The 17910-nt window shown below is 57.2% G+C and carries 18 protein-coding genes, 1 other RNA gene and 2 pseudogenes (1 of these 21 running past the window's edge); 8 read left to right on the top strand and 13 right to left on the bottom strand.

Annotated features, from left to right (window positions below; genetic code table 11):
- Positions 1-1059, top strand: partial view of a dihydroxy-acid dehydratase gene (gene ilvD, locus GXP70_RS09645; protein ID WP_162356238.1) — the 3' portion only. Its footprint begins 627 nt before the window's first position; only the last 1059 of its 1686 coding nucleotides appear in the window; its start codon lies beyond the left edge, outside the window; its stop codon occupies positions 1057-1059.
- A gap of 75 nt (positions 1060-1134) precedes the next feature.
- Positions 1135-1353: pseudogene (locus GXP70_RS09640) on the top strand (hypothetical protein); the annotation flags it as partial.
- Between the two features lie 9 nt (positions 1354-1362).
- Here the strand turns inward: GXP70_RS09640 and GXP70_RS09635 are convergent.
- The 3 genes and pseudogenes from GXP70_RS09635 to GXP70_RS09630 form a co-directional block, all read right to left on the bottom strand.
- Positions 1363-1887 (bottom strand): anti-sigma factor, encoded by a 525-nt coding sequence (locus GXP70_RS09635; protein ID WP_263864108.1) that lies wholly within the window; start codon positions 1885-1887, stop codon positions 1363-1365.
- A gap of 159 nt (positions 1888-2046) precedes the next feature.
- Positions 2047-2148 (bottom strand): annotated as a pseudogene (locus GXP70_RS30275) (hypothetical protein); the annotation flags it as partial.
- A 132-nt stretch (positions 2149-2280) separates the two neighbouring features.
- Complete coding sequence (locus GXP70_RS09630) at positions 2281-3699, bottom strand: polysaccharide deacetylase family protein (protein ID WP_162356236.1); 1419 nt, start codon at positions 3697-3699, stop codon at positions 2281-2283.
- Between the two features lie 229 nt (positions 3700-3928).
- Here GXP70_RS09630 and GXP70_RS09625 point away from each other — a divergent pair, with 229 nt between their 5' ends.
- On the top strand, positions 3929-5053 hold the full coding sequence (locus GXP70_RS09625) for an AI-2E family transporter (RefSeq protein ID WP_162356235.1): 1125 nt from the start codon (positions 3929-3931) through the stop codon (positions 5051-5053).
- A 13-nt stretch (positions 5054-5066) separates the two neighbouring features.
- On the opposite strand, the gene GXP70_RS09620 is transcribed toward GXP70_RS09625, so the two are convergent.
- From GXP70_RS09620 to GXP70_RS09610, 3 genes are all read right to left on the bottom strand, one after another.
- Positions 5067-6905, bottom strand: coding sequence for a peptidoglycan D,D-transpeptidase FtsI family protein (locus GXP70_RS09620; protein ID WP_162356234.1), 1839 nt, complete (start codon positions 6903-6905; stop codon positions 5067-5069).
- A gap of 291 nt (positions 6906-7196) precedes the next feature.
- A complete protein-coding gene (locus GXP70_RS09615; protein WP_162356233.1) occupies positions 7197-8105 on the bottom strand; it encodes a glutamate biosynthesis transcriptional regulator GltC in 909 nt (302 codons plus the stop codon).
- A gap of 80 nt (positions 8106-8185) precedes the next feature.
- Positions 8186-8806, bottom strand: a complete 621-nt coding sequence (locus GXP70_RS09610; RefSeq protein WP_162356232.1) for a rhomboid family intramembrane serine protease — start codon at positions 8804-8806, stop codon at positions 8186-8188.
- A 102-nt stretch (positions 8807-8908) separates the two neighbouring features.
- On the opposite strand from GXP70_RS09610, the gene tpx reads away from it, so the two are divergent.
- Positions 8909-9427, top strand: coding sequence for a thiol peroxidase (tpx, locus tag GXP70_RS09605; protein WP_162356231.1), 519 nt, complete (start codon positions 8909-8911; stop codon positions 9425-9427).
- A gap of 72 nt (positions 9428-9499) precedes the next feature.
- On the opposite strand, the gene GXP70_RS09600 is transcribed toward tpx, so the two are convergent.
- From GXP70_RS09600 to GXP70_RS09590, 3 genes are all read right to left on the bottom strand, one after another.
- Positions 9500-9892: a DUF1499 domain-containing protein gene (locus tag GXP70_RS09600; protein ID WP_162356230.1), complete on the bottom strand. Its 393-nt coding sequence runs from the start codon at positions 9890-9892 to the stop codon at positions 9500-9502.
- A gap of 98 nt (positions 9893-9990) precedes the next feature.
- A non-coding RNA gene (ssrS, locus tag GXP70_RS09595) (6S RNA) lies at positions 9991-10173 on the bottom strand.
- A gap of 48 nt (positions 10174-10221) precedes the next feature.
- Positions 10222-11022, bottom strand: a complete 801-nt coding sequence (locus GXP70_RS09590) for a YesL family protein (RefSeq protein ID WP_162356229.1) — start codon at positions 11020-11022, stop codon at positions 10222-10224.
- Between the two features lie 180 nt (positions 11023-11202).
- On the opposite strand from GXP70_RS09590, the gene GXP70_RS09585 reads away from it, so the two are divergent.
- The gene (locus tag GXP70_RS09585; protein ID WP_162356228.1) at positions 11203-11298 is read left to right on the top strand and encodes a YjcZ family sporulation protein; all 96 of its coding nucleotides are present in this window, start codon (positions 11203-11205) and stop codon (positions 11296-11298) included.
- A 136-nt stretch (positions 11299-11434) separates the two neighbouring features.
- Here the strand turns inward: GXP70_RS09585 and GXP70_RS09580 are convergent, their stop codons facing one another.
- Positions 11435-13027 carry a degradosome RNA helicase CshA gene (locus GXP70_RS09580; RefSeq protein ID WP_162356227.1) on the bottom strand — a complete coding sequence of 531 codons (1593 nt, stop codon included), beginning with the start codon at positions 13025-13027 and terminating at the stop codon, positions 11435-11437.
- A gap of 143 nt (positions 13028-13170) precedes the next feature.
- Between GXP70_RS09580 and GXP70_RS09575 the strand changes: the two genes are divergently transcribed.
- The 3 genes from GXP70_RS09575 (at position 13171) to GXP70_RS09565 (ending at position 15771) form a co-directional block, all read left to right on the top strand.
- Complete coding sequence (locus tag GXP70_RS09575; protein ID WP_162356226.1) at positions 13171-14019, top strand: YitT family protein; 849 nt, start codon at positions 13171-13173, stop codon at positions 14017-14019.
- Positions 14020-14170: 151 nt separating this feature from the next.
- Complete coding sequence (locus GXP70_RS09570; protein ID WP_161697648.1) at positions 14171-14365, top strand: hypothetical protein; 195 nt, start codon at positions 14171-14173, stop codon at positions 14363-14365.
- A gap of 113 nt (positions 14366-14478) precedes the next feature.
- Complete coding sequence (locus GXP70_RS09565; RefSeq protein WP_162356225.1) at positions 14479-15771, top strand: putative glycoside hydrolase; 1293 nt, start codon at positions 14479-14481, stop codon at positions 15769-15771.
- Between the two features lie 163 nt (positions 15772-15934).
- Here GXP70_RS09565 and GXP70_RS09560 read toward each other — a convergent pair whose 3' ends face one another.
- The 3 genes from GXP70_RS09560 to pfkA all read right to left on the bottom strand — a co-directional run bounded on the left by GXP70_RS09560 (position 15935) and on the right by pfkA (position 17897).
- The gene (locus GXP70_RS09560) at positions 15935-16468 is read right to left on the bottom strand and encodes an NADPH-dependent FMN reductase (protein WP_162356224.1); all 534 of its coding nucleotides are present in this window, start codon (positions 16466-16468) and stop codon (positions 15935-15937) included.
- Positions 16469-16566: 98 nt separating this feature from the next.
- Entirely contained in the window at positions 16567-16782 is a 216-nt protein-coding gene (locus GXP70_RS09555; RefSeq protein ID WP_225442740.1) for a DUF3906 family protein, read from the bottom strand.
- Positions 16783-16928: 146 nt separating this feature from the next.
- Positions 16929-17897 (bottom strand): 6-phosphofructokinase, encoded by a 969-nt coding sequence (pfkA, locus tag GXP70_RS09550; protein ID WP_162356223.1) that lies wholly within the window; start codon positions 17895-17897, stop codon positions 16929-16931.
- Between the last annotated feature and the right edge of the window lie 13 nt (positions 17898-17910).

Here is a 17910-nt window from a genome sequence, read left to right as displayed (position 1 = left end):
TCCGAAGTGCTCGGCCTCGCCCTTCCGGGCAACGGCACGATCCTAGCGGTCGCACCGGAACGGGTTGAATTTGTCAAGAAATCGGCTCGCCAGCTGATGGAATTGATCAAGCAAGACCTCAAACCGCGCGACATTGTCACCAAGAACACGATCGATAACGCGTTCGCGCTCGACATGGCGATGGGCGGCTCGACGAACACGGTTCTTCACACGCTCGCTCTCGCGCATGAGGCAGACATCGAGTACCCGATCGAACGCATCAACGAAGTCGCGAAGAAGGTGCCTTACTTGTCCAAGCTGGCGCCGGCTTCCGATCACCATATCGAGGATCTGCACAACGCCGGCGGCGTTAGCGCGATCATCAACGAATTGTTGAAGAAGGACGGCGCGCTGTTCGGCGACGAAATGACGGTATCCGGCAAAACGCTTCGCGAGAACGTGGCAGGCTGCGAAATCCTCGATCATTCCGTCATCCGTCCGATCGACGATCCGCATACCAAGGAAGGCGGCCTTTCCGTCATGTTCGGTAACTTGGCGCCTCGCGGCTCGATTATCAAAGTCGGCGCGGTTGACAAATCCGTCGGCGGCTACCATCGTGGACCGGCCATCTGCTTCGACTCCCAGGAAGAAGCGCTGTCTGGCATCGCGAACGGCAAAGTCAAAGAAGGCCACGTCGTCGTCATTCGCTACGAAGGGCCAAAAGGCGGTCCCGGCATGCCGGAAATGCTCGCCCCTACGTCGCAGATCGTCGGCATGGGCCTCGGCACTAAAGTCGGTCTTATCACCGATGGCCGATTCTCCGGCGCATCCCGCGGCATCTCGATCGGCCACGTATCTCCGGAAGCTGCTGAAGGCGGCCCGATCGCTTTCGTCCACGACGGCGACATGATCGAGCTCGACATGAACAACCGCACGATGACGCTCGAAGTAAGCGACGAAGAACTCGAACGCCGCAAAGCCGAATGGCCAGGCTTCGAACTCAAGATCAAGCGCGGTTACCTCGCTCGTTACGCCGCGATGGTCACGAACGCCAGCCAAGGCGGCGTCATGAAAATTTAACGAACCGTTACGCGGTTGAAACCTTAACAAACGCCCTGCGTAGGACTGCTTATCAGTCCATTATGCAGGGCGTTTTTGTTATCATTCAAGGAGGGTCATTGTAGGTTTGGAAAAGCAGCAGCCGATCCGTTGGGACTTAGCGACCTTGGAGCCGTCATAAAACCGGAGAATTACGATAAAGTCGATGCGGCGCTCTTTCACTTGGACGGCACAAGCACGATCAGCAAGAAACGCATGCTGCACCGGTACAGCTACAGCACGTATAAAGTGTCCGACGTACAGTCGGAAACAGCCGATCGGCAGCTAGGATGACAACGTTCCGGAAAGCACGATGCGGCCGATCGGACTGCTGCCAGCCGAAGACGATGGTTCAAGCGTTACGAATATCCGATCGTAATGATCCGCTACCCCTTCATAGCGGAAGGCGCCCGTTCCGTTGCGCATCGGTAATGTACCGGCATGAACCGATCGGCCGTCTTCGTGCAGCCATACGTGATAGGCTTCGCTGCCGCCTGGCGGCGGAAGCTTCTCCGCCTCCAAGAACATGCGCATGCTGTCGCCGCCGGCAACGATCACGGCCAGTCCGCTGGAAAGGCTCCCATGAGCCGCCGCATGCATATCCACGATTTGATCGACGATATGCCCGGAATGCTCCAAGAAGCTACCCATTGCCCGATGAAGAGCCGTTGCATCCTGAGACAGCTTGTCCCCGGCGTTCTCGACGCTCTCAAGACGAATCCATAGCGTCGCAACGGCCAATATAAGCAGCAAACAGGCCGCGGTCAAGGCTCTGATGATCCGTTTGTACCGTTGCAACGGCTCATGCAAGAACAACTGCTTTACATATTCGGCAAGTAACTGCGAACGCGCGGATTCCGACTCCCCCGCCATCTCATGGGCATTCGAAGGCGGGCATTCGACAATGATGCTGCGTATATCGTCTACGAATTGCCGGCAAGCTGAACAAGTCTTGAGATGGACTTCAAAGGCGTCACGTCCGGCATCGCTTAGACCGCCGTAAACAAAGGCTGCCGCGTCGCTGCAAATAGCGTTGTCCGCGCTCCGCTTCGAGTTGCTTTCTGGCTGCAATTGGGTCGCATCCCTTCGCCATTGATGCTTGTTTCTCTATCAATTTTACCTGATTATGTAAATATTACAATTTCAATTCAGCATGGCGAATCCCTCTTGACAGCATTGCGGCAGGTATAAAAAAAAAGCCGCTCAGGGCGTGAATTCCCCGGCGGCATTCGAGCTTTCATAGGAGATAAGCGGCATGTCTTCTTCGCTTTCTTGACGGCGATTGTCCGTAAAAAGCTCGGTTCGCCTGCTTCTTGAGGCAGCCTTCTCTTGCTTGGCTGCGGCTTGATGCCAGAACGTCTCCATCGACATCGCCATGATGCTCGGCACCATCCGGCTGCCCCGGTCGTTCAACAGCTGTTTTCCCGAGGGGTTCAGCACGCGGAGCAGCAGCTTCAAATATAAACGGGTCGACGTATCGAATAAGCCTTTCGGAATCGGCAGCACGTCGAAGCCGAATTGCTCGACGCCGCGATTGATCATGCTGACGCCGTAGACCCCTTTTGCCGACTGTGCGGCTTCGTCCGTTTCCAGCTTCCGGGCCAGCTGAGGAAGCCCCTTCTTCGTCTCCCGGATAAGCATGACGGCCAGCTGCATCATCGACCGCGCTTCCATCATCATGTAAGACAGCTTCTTGTTGTCGAAATGGATTTCGACGACCGGATCCCTATCCGCGATCGACCTGCCGTCCGATAGCTGCAGCGGGCGTCCATGATACGGGATGATCCGGTAATAGAACAGACAGTCTTCGGCGACTTCACGGACGCGGAATACGACGTGGAACAGCCGTTCCCAGCCCATCCAGCCGGCGATGGCCAGCTTTTTCAACGGGCCGATGGCAGGCTTCGCTTTCTTGCCGCCGTCGGTCAGCGCGATCATGTCGGTAATATGGACGAATTTATACCCGTTGGCTTGACCGGCCTCCAGGAACGACTCCAGCGCCACCAGCATGTTAGCGGGCGCATCCGCATCCGCTCCGAACGTTGCGCCGCAGTCGTGCAGCAGCAGCACCTCGCCGGGCCGCAGCTTCTTCATCATCCGCTGCTTCAGACGCTCTGCGCCGACGCGTTTGCGCCAATCGCCAAAGAGCGCCGACCATAGTATAATTTGCAAATAACCCATATTCGAAAAATCGAATAAATTGACGATGCCCCACGGCGGACGGTAATAAAGAGGACGCGAGCCGGAAGCCCGGCGAATGATTTCCGATGTACGTTGAATCTGCTTTTTCACCGTGCTTGGACGCATGAGCCAGTTCGTCTTATGCACGTAGTTATGAATGCCGATCACATGCCCTTCGTCATGCATCCGTTTCAAGATTTCGGGATGCCGCTCCGCGTGGATGCCGACGACGAAGAACGTCGCTTTCGCGTCGTAGCGTTTCAGCAGGTCAAGCAGCTGCGGCGTATAGACCGGATCCGGACCATCGTCGAACGTCAGCGCGATTTCTTGCTTCGCGCGTCCCCGCTTGAATACGCGAAAGCCGAACGTACGGCTGACCAAACCCGGCAAAAATGCGTAAAACGTCAAAAAATAAAAGCCCCATAGCAGAAAGTTTTCCATGTCTCGTTTTCCCACCGCCTCTATTATCAAACCCTTGAATGTCCATGGAAGAGGGAGTGCCATGTGCCCAATGCTTGTTGACTTCAATCATTGTACCATAGCCCTGCGGAAAACGGCTACGTATGTTAAAGTAAACATTAAGCTGGCGGCGAATGGATGCGTTAAACGTCGGTTTTTTAGGAAATAATGGTAATCCATACTAGAATAATAGATAGAAAAGGAGTCTTTTATGCTTTCTTTTTACCGTAAATATTGGCGCACCGCGTTCGACATTGCGCTCATCGTCGTTACGGTCTGGCTGATCATGTTCATTTTCAGCTATCTGTACCGCATCGCGACGCCGATTTTTCTATCGTTTCTCATTTATTTGTTCATTGAGCCGCCGGCCCGCTGGCTGTGCCGCCTCGGACTGAAGAAATCGATTGCGTCCGGGATATCCGTCCTGGTGTTCACGCTGGTCATCATGGCCGCGTTCGTCGGCGCCGGTTACATCGTCACTTCCCAGGTACTGGGGCTTGCGGACAGGCTTCCGACCTATCAGCGGCTGCTCGTCGATCAGTTTCAATCGAATTCCGGCTTCCTGCAGGAGCGAATCTCGGGTCTTCCGCCCGATGTCTTGGCCAAGGCCGAGGAGGTCATCGGTTACGTCACCGATTGGGGGAGCGATGTCGCCATTCGGTTCCTGCGCGCGCTCGGCGGTTATCTGATGTCATTCTCCACGTTTATGATTAACTTCTCGGTCGGGATTATTCTCGCCTATTTTCTGAGCATCGAAATCAAGGACTGGAAGAGGCTCGCGCAGGAGAAGACGCCGAACACGTTCAAACGCGCCTTCCGATTCCTGCGCGAAAACGTATTCGTCGGCATCGCAGGGTACTTGAAGGCGCAGGGCAAGCTGATCAGCATTACGTTCATCGTCATCTTCGTCTCGCTTCTGCTGCTCAACGTTTCGAACGCGTTATCGATCTCGCTGCTGTCCGCGTTCTTCGACGTGCTGCCGCTGCTCGGCGTAAGCACCGTGTTTATTCCGTGGATCCTTTACTTGTTCATCGTCGGTAATTTCTCGCTCGCGATCTGGCTGACCGCGCTGCTGGTGCTCGTCGTGCTGACGCGCCAAATCCTGGAGCCCAAGATCACCGGCGATACGCTCGGCGTCTCGGCCTTCACCATGCTGGCCTTCATGATTATCTCCTTGTCGATCTTCGGCGTGGCCGGCGTCATCCTGTCGCCGATCCTGATGATCCTGCTGAAGGCGCTGTACGATCAGCGGTACTTCCACCGCTGGATTCATTCCCCGCAAGGGGAGTTCGAGAATGCGACGAACCCTTATGAAGAGTCGGATCCCATCGTATGATGGGTCCGGCTCTTTATTCGTTCTTTCCCTGCGAGTCATCCGGTTCCGCGAGGATGTCCATGACGCCCCGGAACAGCTTCGCCGCCTGGTTGGACGTATGAAGCGCGCGGTTCTCGGACAAGACCGCCACCGCATAGCGGGGCGAACGGATCGGCCCGTATCCGACGAACCATTGGTTCAGCTTCTCTCTCCCGTTCAGGCTCACTTGCGCCGTGCCCGATTTGCCCGCCACGGACCAGATGCCGTCGCGGATCGACTGGCCCGTCCCGCGATCGACGACGGCCTCCATGCCGGCCAATATCGTATCCGCCGTATCGCGGCTGATCCGGCCGTAGCGCGAAGGCAGCGTTTGACGGGGAAGCTTGGCCAGCAGTTGACCGTTCGCGTAGCGGATATCGCTCACGAGCCGCGGCTCCTGCACGATGCCGCCGTTCAGCAGCGTAACGACGAGATTGGCCGCCTGAAGCGGAGAGATCCGCACATCCCGTTGTCCGATGCCCGTCTGGGCCATCTGGCCGCCGTCACGCACCGCCGGAAACGATTCGAATACAAGACCGCCTTCTTCTTCCGGCAGAAGCCGCAGCGGCTTCTTCAAGGGCGCAAACGCCGATCCGCTCGCCCAGCCGACCTGCTCCCCGATACCCAGCTTCTCCGCCGTCACGGCCAGCGTCCGGGCATCCATCCGCTCCGCGAGCGTCGCGAAGACGACATTGCAGGAGCCTGCCAGCGCATCCTGCAGCGTCAGATCGCCATGTCCTCCCCTTGCCCAGCAGTGCAGTCCATAACGCCCGTAATCCCCGTTGCAGCGAAACGTCTCGCCTTCGTTCGTCACATGGGCTTCCAGCGCCGCCGCTTCCGTCACGAGCTTGAAGACAGAGCCTGGCGTCGCAGCCCGCACGGCATGGTTCACGTAGCGCTCGGGATCGGCAGCGGCGCTTCCGTCCGGCAGCTGCGGCCTGGATATCATGGCCACGATGTCCGCGCTGCGCGCATCCAGGACGACCACAGCCCCCTCCCGCAAGCCTTGCGCGTCGACATAACGTTCCAGCTTGTCCTGGATCGCGCGATCGAGCGTCGTCTTCACCCGTACCGGATAATACGGATTCTCCGAACGCGTCAGCCGCCATTCCAGACCGTGCATCGGCTTATCCGCGCCGTCCGTGAAGTAGGAAACGGTCGTCGGCCCCGTACCCTGCAGCAGCCGGTCAAGCGAGCGCTCCAGCCCGGCGCCGCCGGTCTGATCCGACAGCTTCATCGTCCGCTCCTTCAGCCGCTCCCCGTAATCGCGCCGGAGCAGCTCCGGATGCTGGCTGACGTACCCGAGCACGTGCATCGGCTTGAATGCGTCCGGGTAACGGCTGCGGTACGGCAGGACGCGAACGCCGTTCATGCGAAGGCCGCGTATGGCAGCCAGCTGACCCTTCGACAGTTTGAGCGGAATCCGCGCCCCCTCCCGATGCCAGAAGGCCGGCTCCTTCAACGATTGCATCCATACCCGCAGCCGCTCGGGCGGGACATGCAGCGCTGCCGCCAGCTTGTCCATATCCGCTGCGCCCCCGGCAAGCCGCGACTTCGCCTGCAGCGGGAAGACCGCCAGCGCCTCGTACGTTTCGCCCGTCAGCGCAAGGCCCTCGCGGTCGAAGAAGTCGCCGCGCCCGCTGTCCAGCACAAGCTCCCGCTCCCGCTGGGCCACCGATTCCGACAGCAGGTGCGCGGCACCCGCGCCAACCGTCTCTGCCGGCGACAGCTGCAGCCAGGCAAGCCGAAGCAGGACGCCGGCCAAACCCAAGCTCATGCCAAGCAGCACGACGAAAATGCGCCGTTGTCTCCCTCTCCGTCTTGCTACGCTCATCTGCCGGTCCTCCGCTCCGTTATCGCACTTCATTTGCTTACCAGTATCCCCTTCGGCCTGGTTATTCAATCCTGATCCTGCCAGTGAAGCGGATTTGCCCTGTTTGCCATTGGTTGTTTGCCATTGGTTGTTTGCTATTGTTCCGGCGGCACGACAAAAAGCCCGGCGGCGGATCGTATACCATCCGCACCGGGCTTGGAGCTTGCGTATTCATAGCTATATTACCGATCCAATTTGTTTCTATGCTGCAATCTCACACTGTATGGAGAAGCGTCGTGCCCTCCAACGATGCTACAGCCGGTTCTTCGCCTCGACGCATGCGAAGAAATCGAGCAAATACCGCTGGAACGCCTTGGCGACAAGCGGCAGCTTCTCGTTGGAGCGGTAGATCAGTCCGATCGTGCGGGTCACCCGCGGCGATTTGACGCGCACCTTCGCCGGCTGGAGCTTTCCGGAGCCTTGCAGCGCCATTTCCGGCAGCAGACTGACGCCCATTCCGGCGGCGACGAGTCCGCGTATCGTATCGGTCTCCTGCCCCTCGAAGCCGATAATCGGCTCGAAGCCCGCTTCCTTGCAGGCATCGGAGACGATCGGCCGGAGCGAGTAGCCTTCGCTGAACAGCACGAACGGTTCATCCTTCAACTGGATCAAATCGATCGAATCTTCTTGCGACAGCGGATGGTTCGTCGGCAATATCGCGAACAGCTCTTCCGTCAGCACGGTCTGGCCCGTGACATGCGCATGCGTCTCCGGGCATGGCGAGACGAACGCGAGATCCACGTCCCCCTTCATGACGTCCTGAATGAGCGACGGGTACATCCCCTGCTTGAAGCGGAAATTGACGTTCGGATTCTGCTTGCGGAATGCGGAGACGACCTCCGGAATGAGCGAAATGCCGAGACTGTGCGGAAACCCGAGCCGCACTTCGCCTTTCTCGGGATCGAGAAACTCCTGGATTTCCACAACCGCCCGCTCCAGATCCGCCAGGATCACTTCCGCCCGCTTCAGAAACAGCGTGCCGACCGGCGTCAGTTGAAGATTGCGCCCCTTCTGCAGGAACAGCTTGGCCCCCAGCTCTTCCTCCAGCTGATGGATTTGGCGGCTGACGGCCGACTGCGCCACATGCAGCTCCTCCGCCGCTTTCGTGACATGCTCCCGCTTTGCTACTTTAACGAAATAATACAATTGCCGAAGCTCCATCTCGACCTCTTCTCCTCCGAGCCGGCGCTTCCCGCCCCGGCCAGCCTTCCGCAACGTTGACCTTGTTTATGACGGGTTCGTTACCTTGTATATCGTCTATTCTGCTTCGAAATCCAATACCAGTCGTACAAATAGAACAGCACGAACCCCGCCAGCAGCCCTCCGAAATGCGCCCAGATACCGATATTCGGCACGATAAGCGTGTAGATGATCCCGAAGACGAGAATGGTATAGACGGTTTTGCGCGAATTCGGGTCCAGCGTTTTTTTCATCAAGGCCAGGAAGAGGTAAGCGCCGAACACCCCATAGATGGCGCCTGACGCGCCTGCTCCCGCGGTCGACTGCTCCACGACGGCGCTGAAGAAGTTGGCGGCGATGCCGCAGATCAGGTAGAACGCCGCATACTTGACATGGCCCAGCAGCCGTTCCAGCGGCGGCGCGAACACGAGGATGCTGAACATATTGTAGAAGATATGCGCCAAATCAAGATGAAGGAACACGGCCGTCACATAGCGCCAAGGCTTCTCCAGCGAGAAGTAGTTGTCGTGCGGGTCGCTGTAGAAGTAGCCGTGATTCAGCAGCCAGCCGTCGAGCACAAGGTGATCCAAGGCGTAGACGAGAATATTGATCGCGATGATGGCGGCCGTCACGGGGTACATCCGCAGATAGCCGCCGAAGCTTTCATAGCGCAGAAATATCATGGTGCGCACCTTCCTTTACGTACTCGTCATTGGACAACCGTCTTTCATTACGCTTATAATTATTGGGTAGAAACCAATTCCAATCAAGGAGGCTATTTCATAATGGCACAAGAACGTACAGGCGTTTCGGCTTTTAAAGGCAATCCGCTTACCCTGATCGGTCCGGAACTCAAGGTCGGCGATCAAGCTCCCGATTTTCAACTGAACAAATCGCTTGTGGACGTCGTTTCCTTGAAAGACTACGCAGGCAAAGTTAAACTGATCAGCGTCGTTCCATCCATCGATACAGGCGTTTGCGACGCGCAAACGCGCCGTTTCAACGAAGAAGCCGGCAAATTCGGCGACAACGTCGCTGTCCTGACGGTCAGCGTTGACCTGCCGTTCGCGCAAGCCCGCTGGTGCGGCGCTGCAGGCATCGATAAAGTCGTTCTGCTGTCCGACTACAAGAACAACAACTTCGGCGAAGCGTACGGCGTGCTGATCAAAGAATTCCAGCTCGACATGCGCGCCATCTTCGTCATCGATGCGAACGACAAGATTCAATACATCGAAGTGCTCGGCGAAATGACGGAGCACCCGAACTACGAGAATGCATTGAACGCGTTGAAAGCACTCGTATAAACGAAACCGCATTTGCTCTTGATCATTATAAAAGCGAGGACAGGGAATCCCTTTCCTCGCTTTTTCCCGTTATTATATGCTGCTCGTTTTATATTGAGCCAGCTTCTTGTCGAGCGTTCGGTAAATATCGATAATGGTACGATAGTTGGAGCCCAAGTCGCCGAAAGATCCGCGCGACGCGGAATAAATGTCGACCGCCGAGGTCAGCGGGTTGACGTTGATGACGGAGACGGTAATATCCATGGTACGGCCGGTCATCGTCCGTTTCTCCAGGACGATTTCGCCTACGGACTGTACTTCGTGAAGCAGCTTGTACCCTTGCATCTTCTTGAGTGTGGAGACGACTTCTTCCCATGCCTTATCTCGGGAAAGTTTGTAATAATGGGATTTCAGCAACGGATCTTTCGCTTTATCGCCAGTCAATTCGTGACTGCGCAGCAACCCCATTAGGGTCCGCTTCAACAAAGGTAATCTCCCCCTCCGACGTCTTCTATGTACGCTAAGAATTATCATAGCATAGTTTGGAACATAAAAAAAAGGGGTTGCCCCCTTTTTCGTTTTGCAAGTTACCCGCCATGCCGTCCGACTAGCTTGTTTCTGAACCCGCTCTCGCAGGTGGGTGGCCGCAGAAACGTTTTTGAGATCCCTTTTCGAGGGCTTGTCAGCCGCGTTTCAATATTAGTCTCCCTAAAAACAGCCATTGGTTCAAAACAAGTTATAAGCCGTAACGCACACCGCAGGATGTATTGCTATTATAGACCGGATTCGGGCAAAAGTAAACGTGACGCCGGCCGTTATTTAATGGACGTCTGCCCATCTTCCGTATTCGGCAGCATGATGGCCGCGTCTTCCTCCAGACGCTTGCGCTCTTCCTCGGCTTCCGCCTCGGCCGCTTTCTCCGCCTGCAGCTGCAGCTTCGTATAGATGCCGTAGAAGTTCCAGAACGCGATGACGCCGACAAGGCTTCCCGTGAAGAACGGAACGAGGAACATCAGCTTGGCCGAGCTGAAGCTGATATAGATGACGAAACCGCACATGACGACCGTCGACAGCGAGCGAAGCGGACGGCCGATCGTGATCAGCAGCGCGTTCTTCAGCAGCTGCAGCGTCTTCATATGATAGTGAACGAGCATCGAGAAGAAATTCAGCAGCGAGACGCCGACGAGCACGATCAGCGCGACGAACAAATAGGCGACGATTCCCCAGGAACCCAGGTTGGACAGGTACACGCGGAAGTCCACGATCAGAACCGTGAAGAGGACCGCGTACAGAATGCCGCCGAGCATCGCCTGCTTGTAGCTTTCCTTGTAATTCTTGAAGAATGTCTTGAGCAATGGCACGTCCACTTCGCCCATCACCCATTTGCGCGCTACGCCGAACAGCGCGGCCGTCGCCGGGAAGAGCGTGAACGGGGCCAATACGCCCGCCAAGATCAGGTTGCTCAGCACTTGATCGCTGTTTTGCGCGAACATCACCGGGAATAGAACCAGAATAAACGGTATGGAACAAAAGATCCAAAGAATATTCGTCACGGATAACCGCATAATCCATTCCGAGATTTTATAAAACCCGCCCATCATGCCCTTCATTTCCATTGTTGCCGAATCCCCCTAGCAAGCGATTTCATTTCGTCCTACGTTAACTATAATATAAGGCGGCTGGATAAGCCAACGCCCATTTTCGGGAATCTGGGCCGAAGTCTAAACGGCGATCACCCAGATGAATACCATATGGTGTCGAGACCACCCACTCCAAGCGTAAGGAGGCTGCCGCGAATGAGCAATGCAGGTCATGGCTTCGGAACTTCCGCCGCGATCATTCTCGTACTGTTCATCCTGCTCGTGATTATTACGAAAGGGATACTGTACTAATTTGCGCGAATCATACGCGAACGCGGAACAATCCCCGCAGCGCAGCATCATTCCCGCAACGTAGAGACGTATAAGAAAAAGGGCTTCGGTTTCTCCGATTGCTCGGTTAAACGGAAGCCCCGGTCATGTTTATGGCCTATTCATCTGCGGAAGGGCGCGGACGACGCGGCGCGTCGGAACGGCCTTCGCTGCGGCCTCTGTAACCGCCGTCGCGATTATTGTCGCGATCGCGGTTGTAGCTGCCGCCGCTGGAGCTGCGGTTGCCGCCGTAGCCGCCGCGGTCACGGTTGTAACCGCCGCCGCCTTCGCCGCGGCCGCGAGGGCCGCTGCCCGAACGGTTGCCGCCGCCGAATGGACCGCCGGAGAAACGGCGTCCGCTCGTGCGGACATCCGGTCTGCGCTTCTTCGCGCGGATCGGATCTTCCGGCGTCAGCTCGATGTTGACGTCCTTCTTCTCGCCGGTAATCAGCTTGATCGCTGCGGCAAGCAGATTGACGGAATCGTACTGTTCCAGAAGCTGAATGGCGATCGCTTTGAATTCTTGTACCGAATCACCGTCCATCGCCTCGAGAATGCGCTCTGCCGTTACGCGCTGCTTGCCTTCGATCGCTTCCGCGATGCTTGGCAGCGGCTTCTTGGCGATTTTGTGGCGCGTTACTTTCTCGATGAAGTGCATGTGATCAAGCTCGCGCGGCGTTACGAACGACCACGCCGTGCCCTCTTTGCCCGCGCGGCCCGTACGGCCGATACGGTGTACATAGCTCTCCGGATCCTGCGGCAAGTCGAAGTTGATGACGTGCGTTACGCCCGATACGTCGAGACCGCGCGCCGCAACGTCCGTCGCCACGAGCACGTCGATGCTGCCGTCGCGGAACTTGCGCATGACGGCGTCACGCTGGTTCTGGGACAAGTCGCCGTGCAGGCCGTCGGCGGAGTATCCGCGCTTCTGCAGCGCTTCGCTCAGCTCGTCGACGCGGCGTTTCGTACGACCGAAGATGATCGCGAGCTCAGGCGATTCCATGTCGAGCAAGCGGCTCAAGGCATCGAACTTCTGACGCTCGTGCACTTCGATGTACGCCTGGTCGATCGTAGGCGCGCTGACTTGCGTCGGAATAACCGAGACATGCTGCGGATCTTTCAGGAACTGATCCGCCAGCTTGCGGATGTTCGGCGGCATCGTTGCCGAGAACAGCATCGTTTGACGCTCATCCGGCACGAGCGACAGGATAGACGTAATATCTTCCATGAAGCCCATGTCCAGCATTTCGTCCGCTTCGTCCAAGATAACCGTCTGAACGTCATCCAAGCGGATCGTCTTGCGGTTAATGTGATCGAGCAGACGCCCTGGCGTACCGATAATGATTTGCGGTCTCTTCTTCAGCGCGCGGATTTGGCGGCCGATCTCCTGACCGCCGTAAATCGGCAGCGAACGCAAACCTTTGTAACGTGTAAGCTTTCCGATTTCTTCCGACACTTGGATCGCAAGCTCGCGGGTCGGCGTCATGATGAGCGCCACGATACGGTCTTCCGTCACCGGAATCTTGTTGACGAGCGGGATTCCGAATGCGGCCGTTTTTCCCGTTCCTGTTTGAGCTTGACCGATCAGATCGGATCCGGTAAGCGCAATTGGAATGGATTTGGACTGGATCGGAGTCGATTCCTCGAATCCGAGTTCCGTAATGGCTTGCAGCACTTTAGGCTCCAAACCGAATTCAGCAAATGTTTTCAAACTGTTTCAATCTCCTTCTATCTGCATCCTACAGAAAATATACAGTTCATTATAGCACAACTGTATTTCAGAATACCAGCAAGGACTAATTACACATACTAAACGGCAATTCCCGGCCATTCGCTTTCGAGGTGAATCCTGACATGACAACGTCCTTGAGACCGTCCACGAGAACGTCCAAAATCGCGGCAACGACATTAATCAGCGCCCTGCTGATCGCATACGGCTTCAATCAACTGCTCATCCCGCTCAAAATGATCAGCGGCGGCGTCTCCGGCATTACGATGATTATCGGCTATGCGACCGGCCTGAATATCGGCTGGCTCTATTTTATTCTAAATGTCCCGGTTCTAATCTGGGGCTGGCGGGAGCTCGGCTTGCGCTTCGTCGGCTGGAGCCTCGTCGCCGTTATCGCGACGACGATCTTCATGCAGCTCATTCCGACCGAAGCGCTCGTGCAGGACCTGACGCTCGGCGCCGTCTTCGGCGGCGTCGTCGTCGGCTTCGGCAGCGGACTGGCGCTGCGGGCCGGATCGTCCTCGGGCGGCTTCGATATTATCGCCGCCATCCTGTCGCGCAAGCGGGACATGTCGATCGGCATGGTCATTTTCGCGTTGAACGGGTCGGTCATCGCGGCGCTCGGCTTCCTGACGGACGACTGGGACGTCGCCCTCTTCTCGCTGCTGTCGATCTTCACGACCGGCAAGATCATCGACCTGATTCACATCAATCACGTCAAAATGACGGCGTTCATCGTCACCTCGCGCACCGAAGCGATGCGCGAGGCGCTCATCCCGCTGTACCGAGGCGTGACGGTAATCCGCACCCGCGGCGGCTATACGAACACGGAGAACGACATGCTGATGACGGTGACGACGCGCTACGAGCTGAACGAGCTGCGCAAAATCATCGCCGCCACCGATCCGAAAGCGTTCGTCAACATCGTGGAGACGGTCGGCGTTCTCGGCGATTTCCGCAAGCCGGTCCTCTGAATCGCGCGCTGCAAACGGGCGAAGGCGAACATGGAATTTTGCAAACAGCACTAGGTTTTTCAAACTCCGGCTGTTATACTATAGCTATCCCGTACAACGCAGTTTCGTGCCATACGTTTTACCCTCCATTACGATGAAAGGGTGATGCATCATGGATATGGAAACGGTCAGACTCGTGCAAATTGTGGAGAAGCTAGCGCCTGAATTAGTGCCTTTCCTCACGGAGCGGGAATTGAATTTAAATATCGTGCTTCGGGATGGACTGGCATGGCTGGAACCGGAAGACGCGATGGAAATCGTGCAGCAAAGCATCTGTGAGCACCAAAGGGAAGTGCTTTTGCAATAGATCGGCGGAACGAGAACAACTTGTTTGTTCTCGTTCTTTTTTGTTTATGGAACATAAAGGGCCTAACCGCCGCATGATGATCGAAGTGACTTTGCTTTCGGGGAGAGATGGCAATGGACGCACTGATATCCGCATTACTTTTGCTGCTGCATGTCGCGACGGCTTCGTCTTCGCCTGCCGCGCCCGGACCGGCAACGGCCGCGACGCACCAGCTGCTCGCGACGCTGCTGACGGCTCCCGCCGCCAAGCTGCAGCCCGGCGCATTCGCGCAGCCGCCCGCTTTCGGCTTCGGCTCCGGCGGATCCGCGCCGGCAAGTCCCGGCACGGCCGGCGGCGATTCCGCGAATGCCGGCGGCGGCTCGGCGAATGCCGCGTACGGCACCGGCGCCCACTCCGTCAAGCACGATCCGCAACCGGACGCGCCGAAGGTCAAGGGCATCTACGTCACGGCCTACAGCGCCGGGGGATCGCGCATGAGCTCGCTGTTGAAGCTGCTGGACGATACGGCGCTGAACAGCATGGTGATCGACGTCAAAGACGATAACGGGTACATAACGTTCCCTACGACGAATCCCGACCTGCTCAAGTACGGCAAGCCGCAGAAATTTATCCGCGACATGCCCGCATTGATGGCGACGTTAAAGCAGCATGACGTGTATCCGATCGGGCGGATCGTCGTCTTCAAGGATACGATGCTCGCGAAGAGCCATCCGGAGCTGAGCTTCCGGCGCAAGGACGGATCGGTCTGGGCGAACGGCAAAGGCGACGGGTTCGTGAATGCCTACCGGAAGGAAGTATGGGATTACAATATCGCGGTCGCCAAAGAAGCGGCCAAACTGGGCTTCAAGGAAATCCAGTTCGATTACGTCCGGTTCCCGGAAGGCTTCGAGAACAAAGCCGACGCCCTCGTCTTCGACAAAACGGACGAGTCCCGCGTCGATACGATCGCGGACTTCGTGTCGTATGCCAAAGCCCGGCTGGAGCCGCTCGGCGTTCGGGTATCGGTCGATATCTTCGGCTATGCCGCCTCCGTCCCCGCCGCGGAAGGGATCGGCCAGGATTTCGTGAAGATCTCCAAGCACGTGGACGTCATCTCGCCGATGATCTATCCGAGCCACTACGGCCCGGGCTGGTTCGATGTCAAGGATCCCGATACGAATCCATACGCGACGATTAAAGGCGCGATGAAGGATACGCACAAGAAGCTGGATCCGATCGGCTCCTACAAGCCCGTCATCCGCCCGTGGATTCAAGATTTCACGGCAAGCTGGCTCGGGAAGGGCCATTACATCGCCTACGGCAAGCCGCAGCTCGAGGCGCAAATCAAGGCGCTGCACGAATCGGGCGTCGACGAATACCTGCTGTGGAACGCCAACAACCGTTACACGGCGGATGCCGATTTCTAACGCTGCGCATCGTATACCGCCGGGATCCGCTGTTTGGAACGCGCACTTCATTCCAATAAATGCCGGAACTCCAAAAAGCTCCACGCAACCCAAGAACGGACGGATTCATCCGCCCTCCGGGCTGCGTGGAGCTTTTATGTTCTTCTCGCGGTATCGTTGCTGCCTAGGCCCGCTGCTTCGCGGCAAACTTCAAGAAGTAGAGCACCGTCCGTTCGACGCGATTCCGCACATCCTGCGATTCCGGCGTGCCGTCCGCTTGGAATTGACGCTGCGCGCCGCCGATCGAGATCCATTCCGGCGAATTGACGCCGTGCATGTTGCGCACGATCGTCTGCATTTGCGTCAAGGAGCTTACGCCTACCGCGCCGCCGGCCGAGCTTACCGGCAGCACCGCTTTATCGTTGAACTGATCCTTGCCCAGGTAGTCCAGGGCATTCTTCAGGACGCCCGTGAGGCTCCCGTGGTACTCCGGCGTGCTCAGCACGACCGCATCGGCATGCAGGACCGTATCCATCAGTTCCGCCGTGTTCGGATGAATTTCTTCATCGTCGTCATTATATAGCGGCAGCGGCTTCTCGCGCAGATCGAACAGCGTCGCTTCATGCCCTTCTTTCCGCATAATATCCGCAATATAGGCAGAAAGCTTGGCGCTGGTAGACTCGCGCCGGGTAGCGCCGATAATAATCGCGATACGCATAGGAAAAATCCCCCTCAACTCAATCAACATTACATACATAGTAGTGTGTAATGTCGGTTTGGTCAAGGGGATTGTGTCCTATACGTGCCGGCGCCCGCTTACAGCAGGCTCTGGTGCGGAATAAAATAGCCTGCGCCGGCCGAGGTCCGCTTCTTCTCGACGATCGCCGCCGACTTCAGAACGGGCATCTTCACGTAATGGCGTTCCAGTTGGCTGTCTACCGCCTCGAATGCCTTCTCGTCCGTCTCGGCAAGGATGATCAAGTGACCCGTTGCTTCTTCCATTTCGATTTCGATCTTGTATAAGAACATCATGAACGTCCCCTATCCGTGTCCGATACGCCCCATCCGCGGCCGCGTTCGTATGGACCGCAGAGATGAAGAGAGCCCTAAACAGCCGCCTGGTCGCTAGTCCCGAGCGGCGCTTGTTCAAGGCTCTGTTGAATTTGATCCGATTGCGTTTATTGCGAGAGACGAAGCGCCAGGTTGTACAGTTCCATATTGAACGGCTTCTTCGTATTGACGACGGTATCGATGTCCGTAACGGTCAACTCGCCGTTGATGATGCCGCAGGACTTGCCGGAATCGCCTTCCATCAGCTTGCGCACCGCGAAATCGCCGAGCTGGCTCGCCAGGATCCGGTCATTGTGCGTCGGCGATCCGCCGCGCTGAATGTGGCCGAGTACCGTAACGCGGGGTTCCATGCCGCAGCGCGTCATGATGCCGTTCCCGATCTCTTCGCCCGTGCCGGCGCCTTCGGCGACGACGATGATGCTGTGGCGCTTGCCGGAAGCGAAGTTTTCCTTCATCCGGTTCGCGACCGCGTCGAGATCGAACGGCACTTCCGGCACGATGATCGTTTCGGCGCCGCTCGCGAGACCCGCGTACAGGGCGATGTCGCCGCAATGGCGGCCCATGACTTCGACGACGGACGAGCGTTCATGCGACGTCATCGTGTCGCGCAGCTTGTTGATCGCGTCGACGACGATGCTGACCGCCGTATCGAAACCGATCGTGTAGTCGGTGAACGGAATATCGTTATCGATCGTGCCCGGCAGGCCCATCGTCTTAATGCCGAGCTTGGACAGCTTGTTCGCGCCCTGGTAAGAGCCGTCTCCGCCGATGACCACCAGGCCGTCGACGCCGCGCTCGCGGAGTACTTCCGCGCCCCGCTGCTGGCCTTCCGGCGTGAGAAACTCTTTGCACCGCGCCGTTTGGAGGATCGTGCCGCCGCGTTGGATAATATCGCCCACGCTCCTGAGATCCATTTTGCGCAAATCGTCGTTAAGCAGGCCTTGGTACCCGCGCTGCACGCCGTATACTTCAAGACCGTGATACAGCGCGCTTCGCACGACGGCGCGCACCGCGGCGTTCATCCCCTGCGAATCTCCACCACTTGTAAGAACGGCAATCGATTTTACTGCTGACATACCTCTTCACTCC

The organism is Paenibacillus lycopersici (assembly GCF_010119935.1).
GTDB lineage: Bacteria > Bacillota > Bacilli > Paenibacillales > Paenibacillaceae > Paenibacillus_Z > Paenibacillus_Z lycopersici.
The sequence above is the reverse complement of the archived record's forward strand: the minus strand, read 5'-3'. Positions and strand labels throughout refer to the sequence as shown.

What these genes read in the sequence shown, in the direction of transcription:
- GXP70_RS09630 (WP_162356236.1), bottom strand. Translation starts at nt 3,699, where the DNA reads ATGGAAAACTTTCTGCTATGGGGCTTTTATTTTTTGACGTTTTACGCA.
- GXP70_RS09625 (WP_162356235.1), top strand. Translation starts at nt 3,929, where the DNA reads ATGCTTTCTTTTTACCGTAAATATTGGCGCACCGCGTTCGACATTGCG.
- GXP70_RS09620 (WP_162356234.1), bottom strand. Translation starts at nt 6,905, where the DNA reads ATGAGCGTAGCAAGACGGAGAGGGAGACAACGGCGCATTTTCGTCGTG.
- GXP70_RS09615 (WP_162356233.1), bottom strand. Translation starts at nt 8,105, where the DNA reads ATGGAGCTTCGGCAATTGTATTATTTCGTTAAAGTAGCAAAGCGGGAG.
- GXP70_RS09610 (WP_162356232.1), bottom strand. Translation starts at nt 8,806, where the DNA reads ATGATATTTCTGCGCTATGAAAGCTTCGGCGGCTATCTGCGGATGTAC.
- tpx (WP_162356231.1), top strand. Translation starts at nt 8,909, where the DNA reads ATGGCACAAGAACGTACAGGCGTTTCGGCTTTTAAAGGCAATCCGCTT.
- GXP70_RS09590 (WP_162356229.1), bottom strand. Translation starts at nt 11,022, where the DNA reads ATGGAAATGAAGGGCATGATGGGCGGGTTTTATAAAATCTCGGAATGG.
- GXP70_RS09585 (WP_162356228.1), top strand. Translation starts at nt 11,203, where the DNA reads ATGAGCAATGCAGGTCATGGCTTCGGAACTTCCGCCGCGATCATTCTC.
- GXP70_RS09575 (WP_162356226.1), top strand. Translation starts at nt 13,171, where the DNA reads ATGACAACGTCCTTGAGACCGTCCACGAGAACGTCCAAAATCGCGGCA.
- GXP70_RS09570 (WP_161697648.1), top strand. Translation starts at nt 14,171, where the DNA reads ATGGATATGGAAACGGTCAGACTCGTGCAAATTGTGGAGAAGCTAGCG.
- GXP70_RS09565 (WP_162356225.1), top strand. Translation starts at nt 14,479, where the DNA reads ATGGACGCACTGATATCCGCATTACTTTTGCTGCTGCATGTCGCGACG.
- GXP70_RS09560 (WP_162356224.1), bottom strand. Translation starts at nt 16,468, where the DNA reads ATGCGTATCGCGATTATTATCGGCGCTACCCGGCGCGAGTCTACCAGC.
- GXP70_RS09555 (WP_225442740.1), bottom strand. Translation starts at nt 16,782, where the DNA reads ATGATGTTCTTATACAAGATCGAAATCGAAATGGAAGAAGCAACGGGT.
- pfkA (WP_162356223.1), bottom strand. Translation starts at nt 17,897, where the DNA reads ATGTCAGCAGTAAAATCGATTGCCGTTCTTACAAGTGGTGGAGATTCG.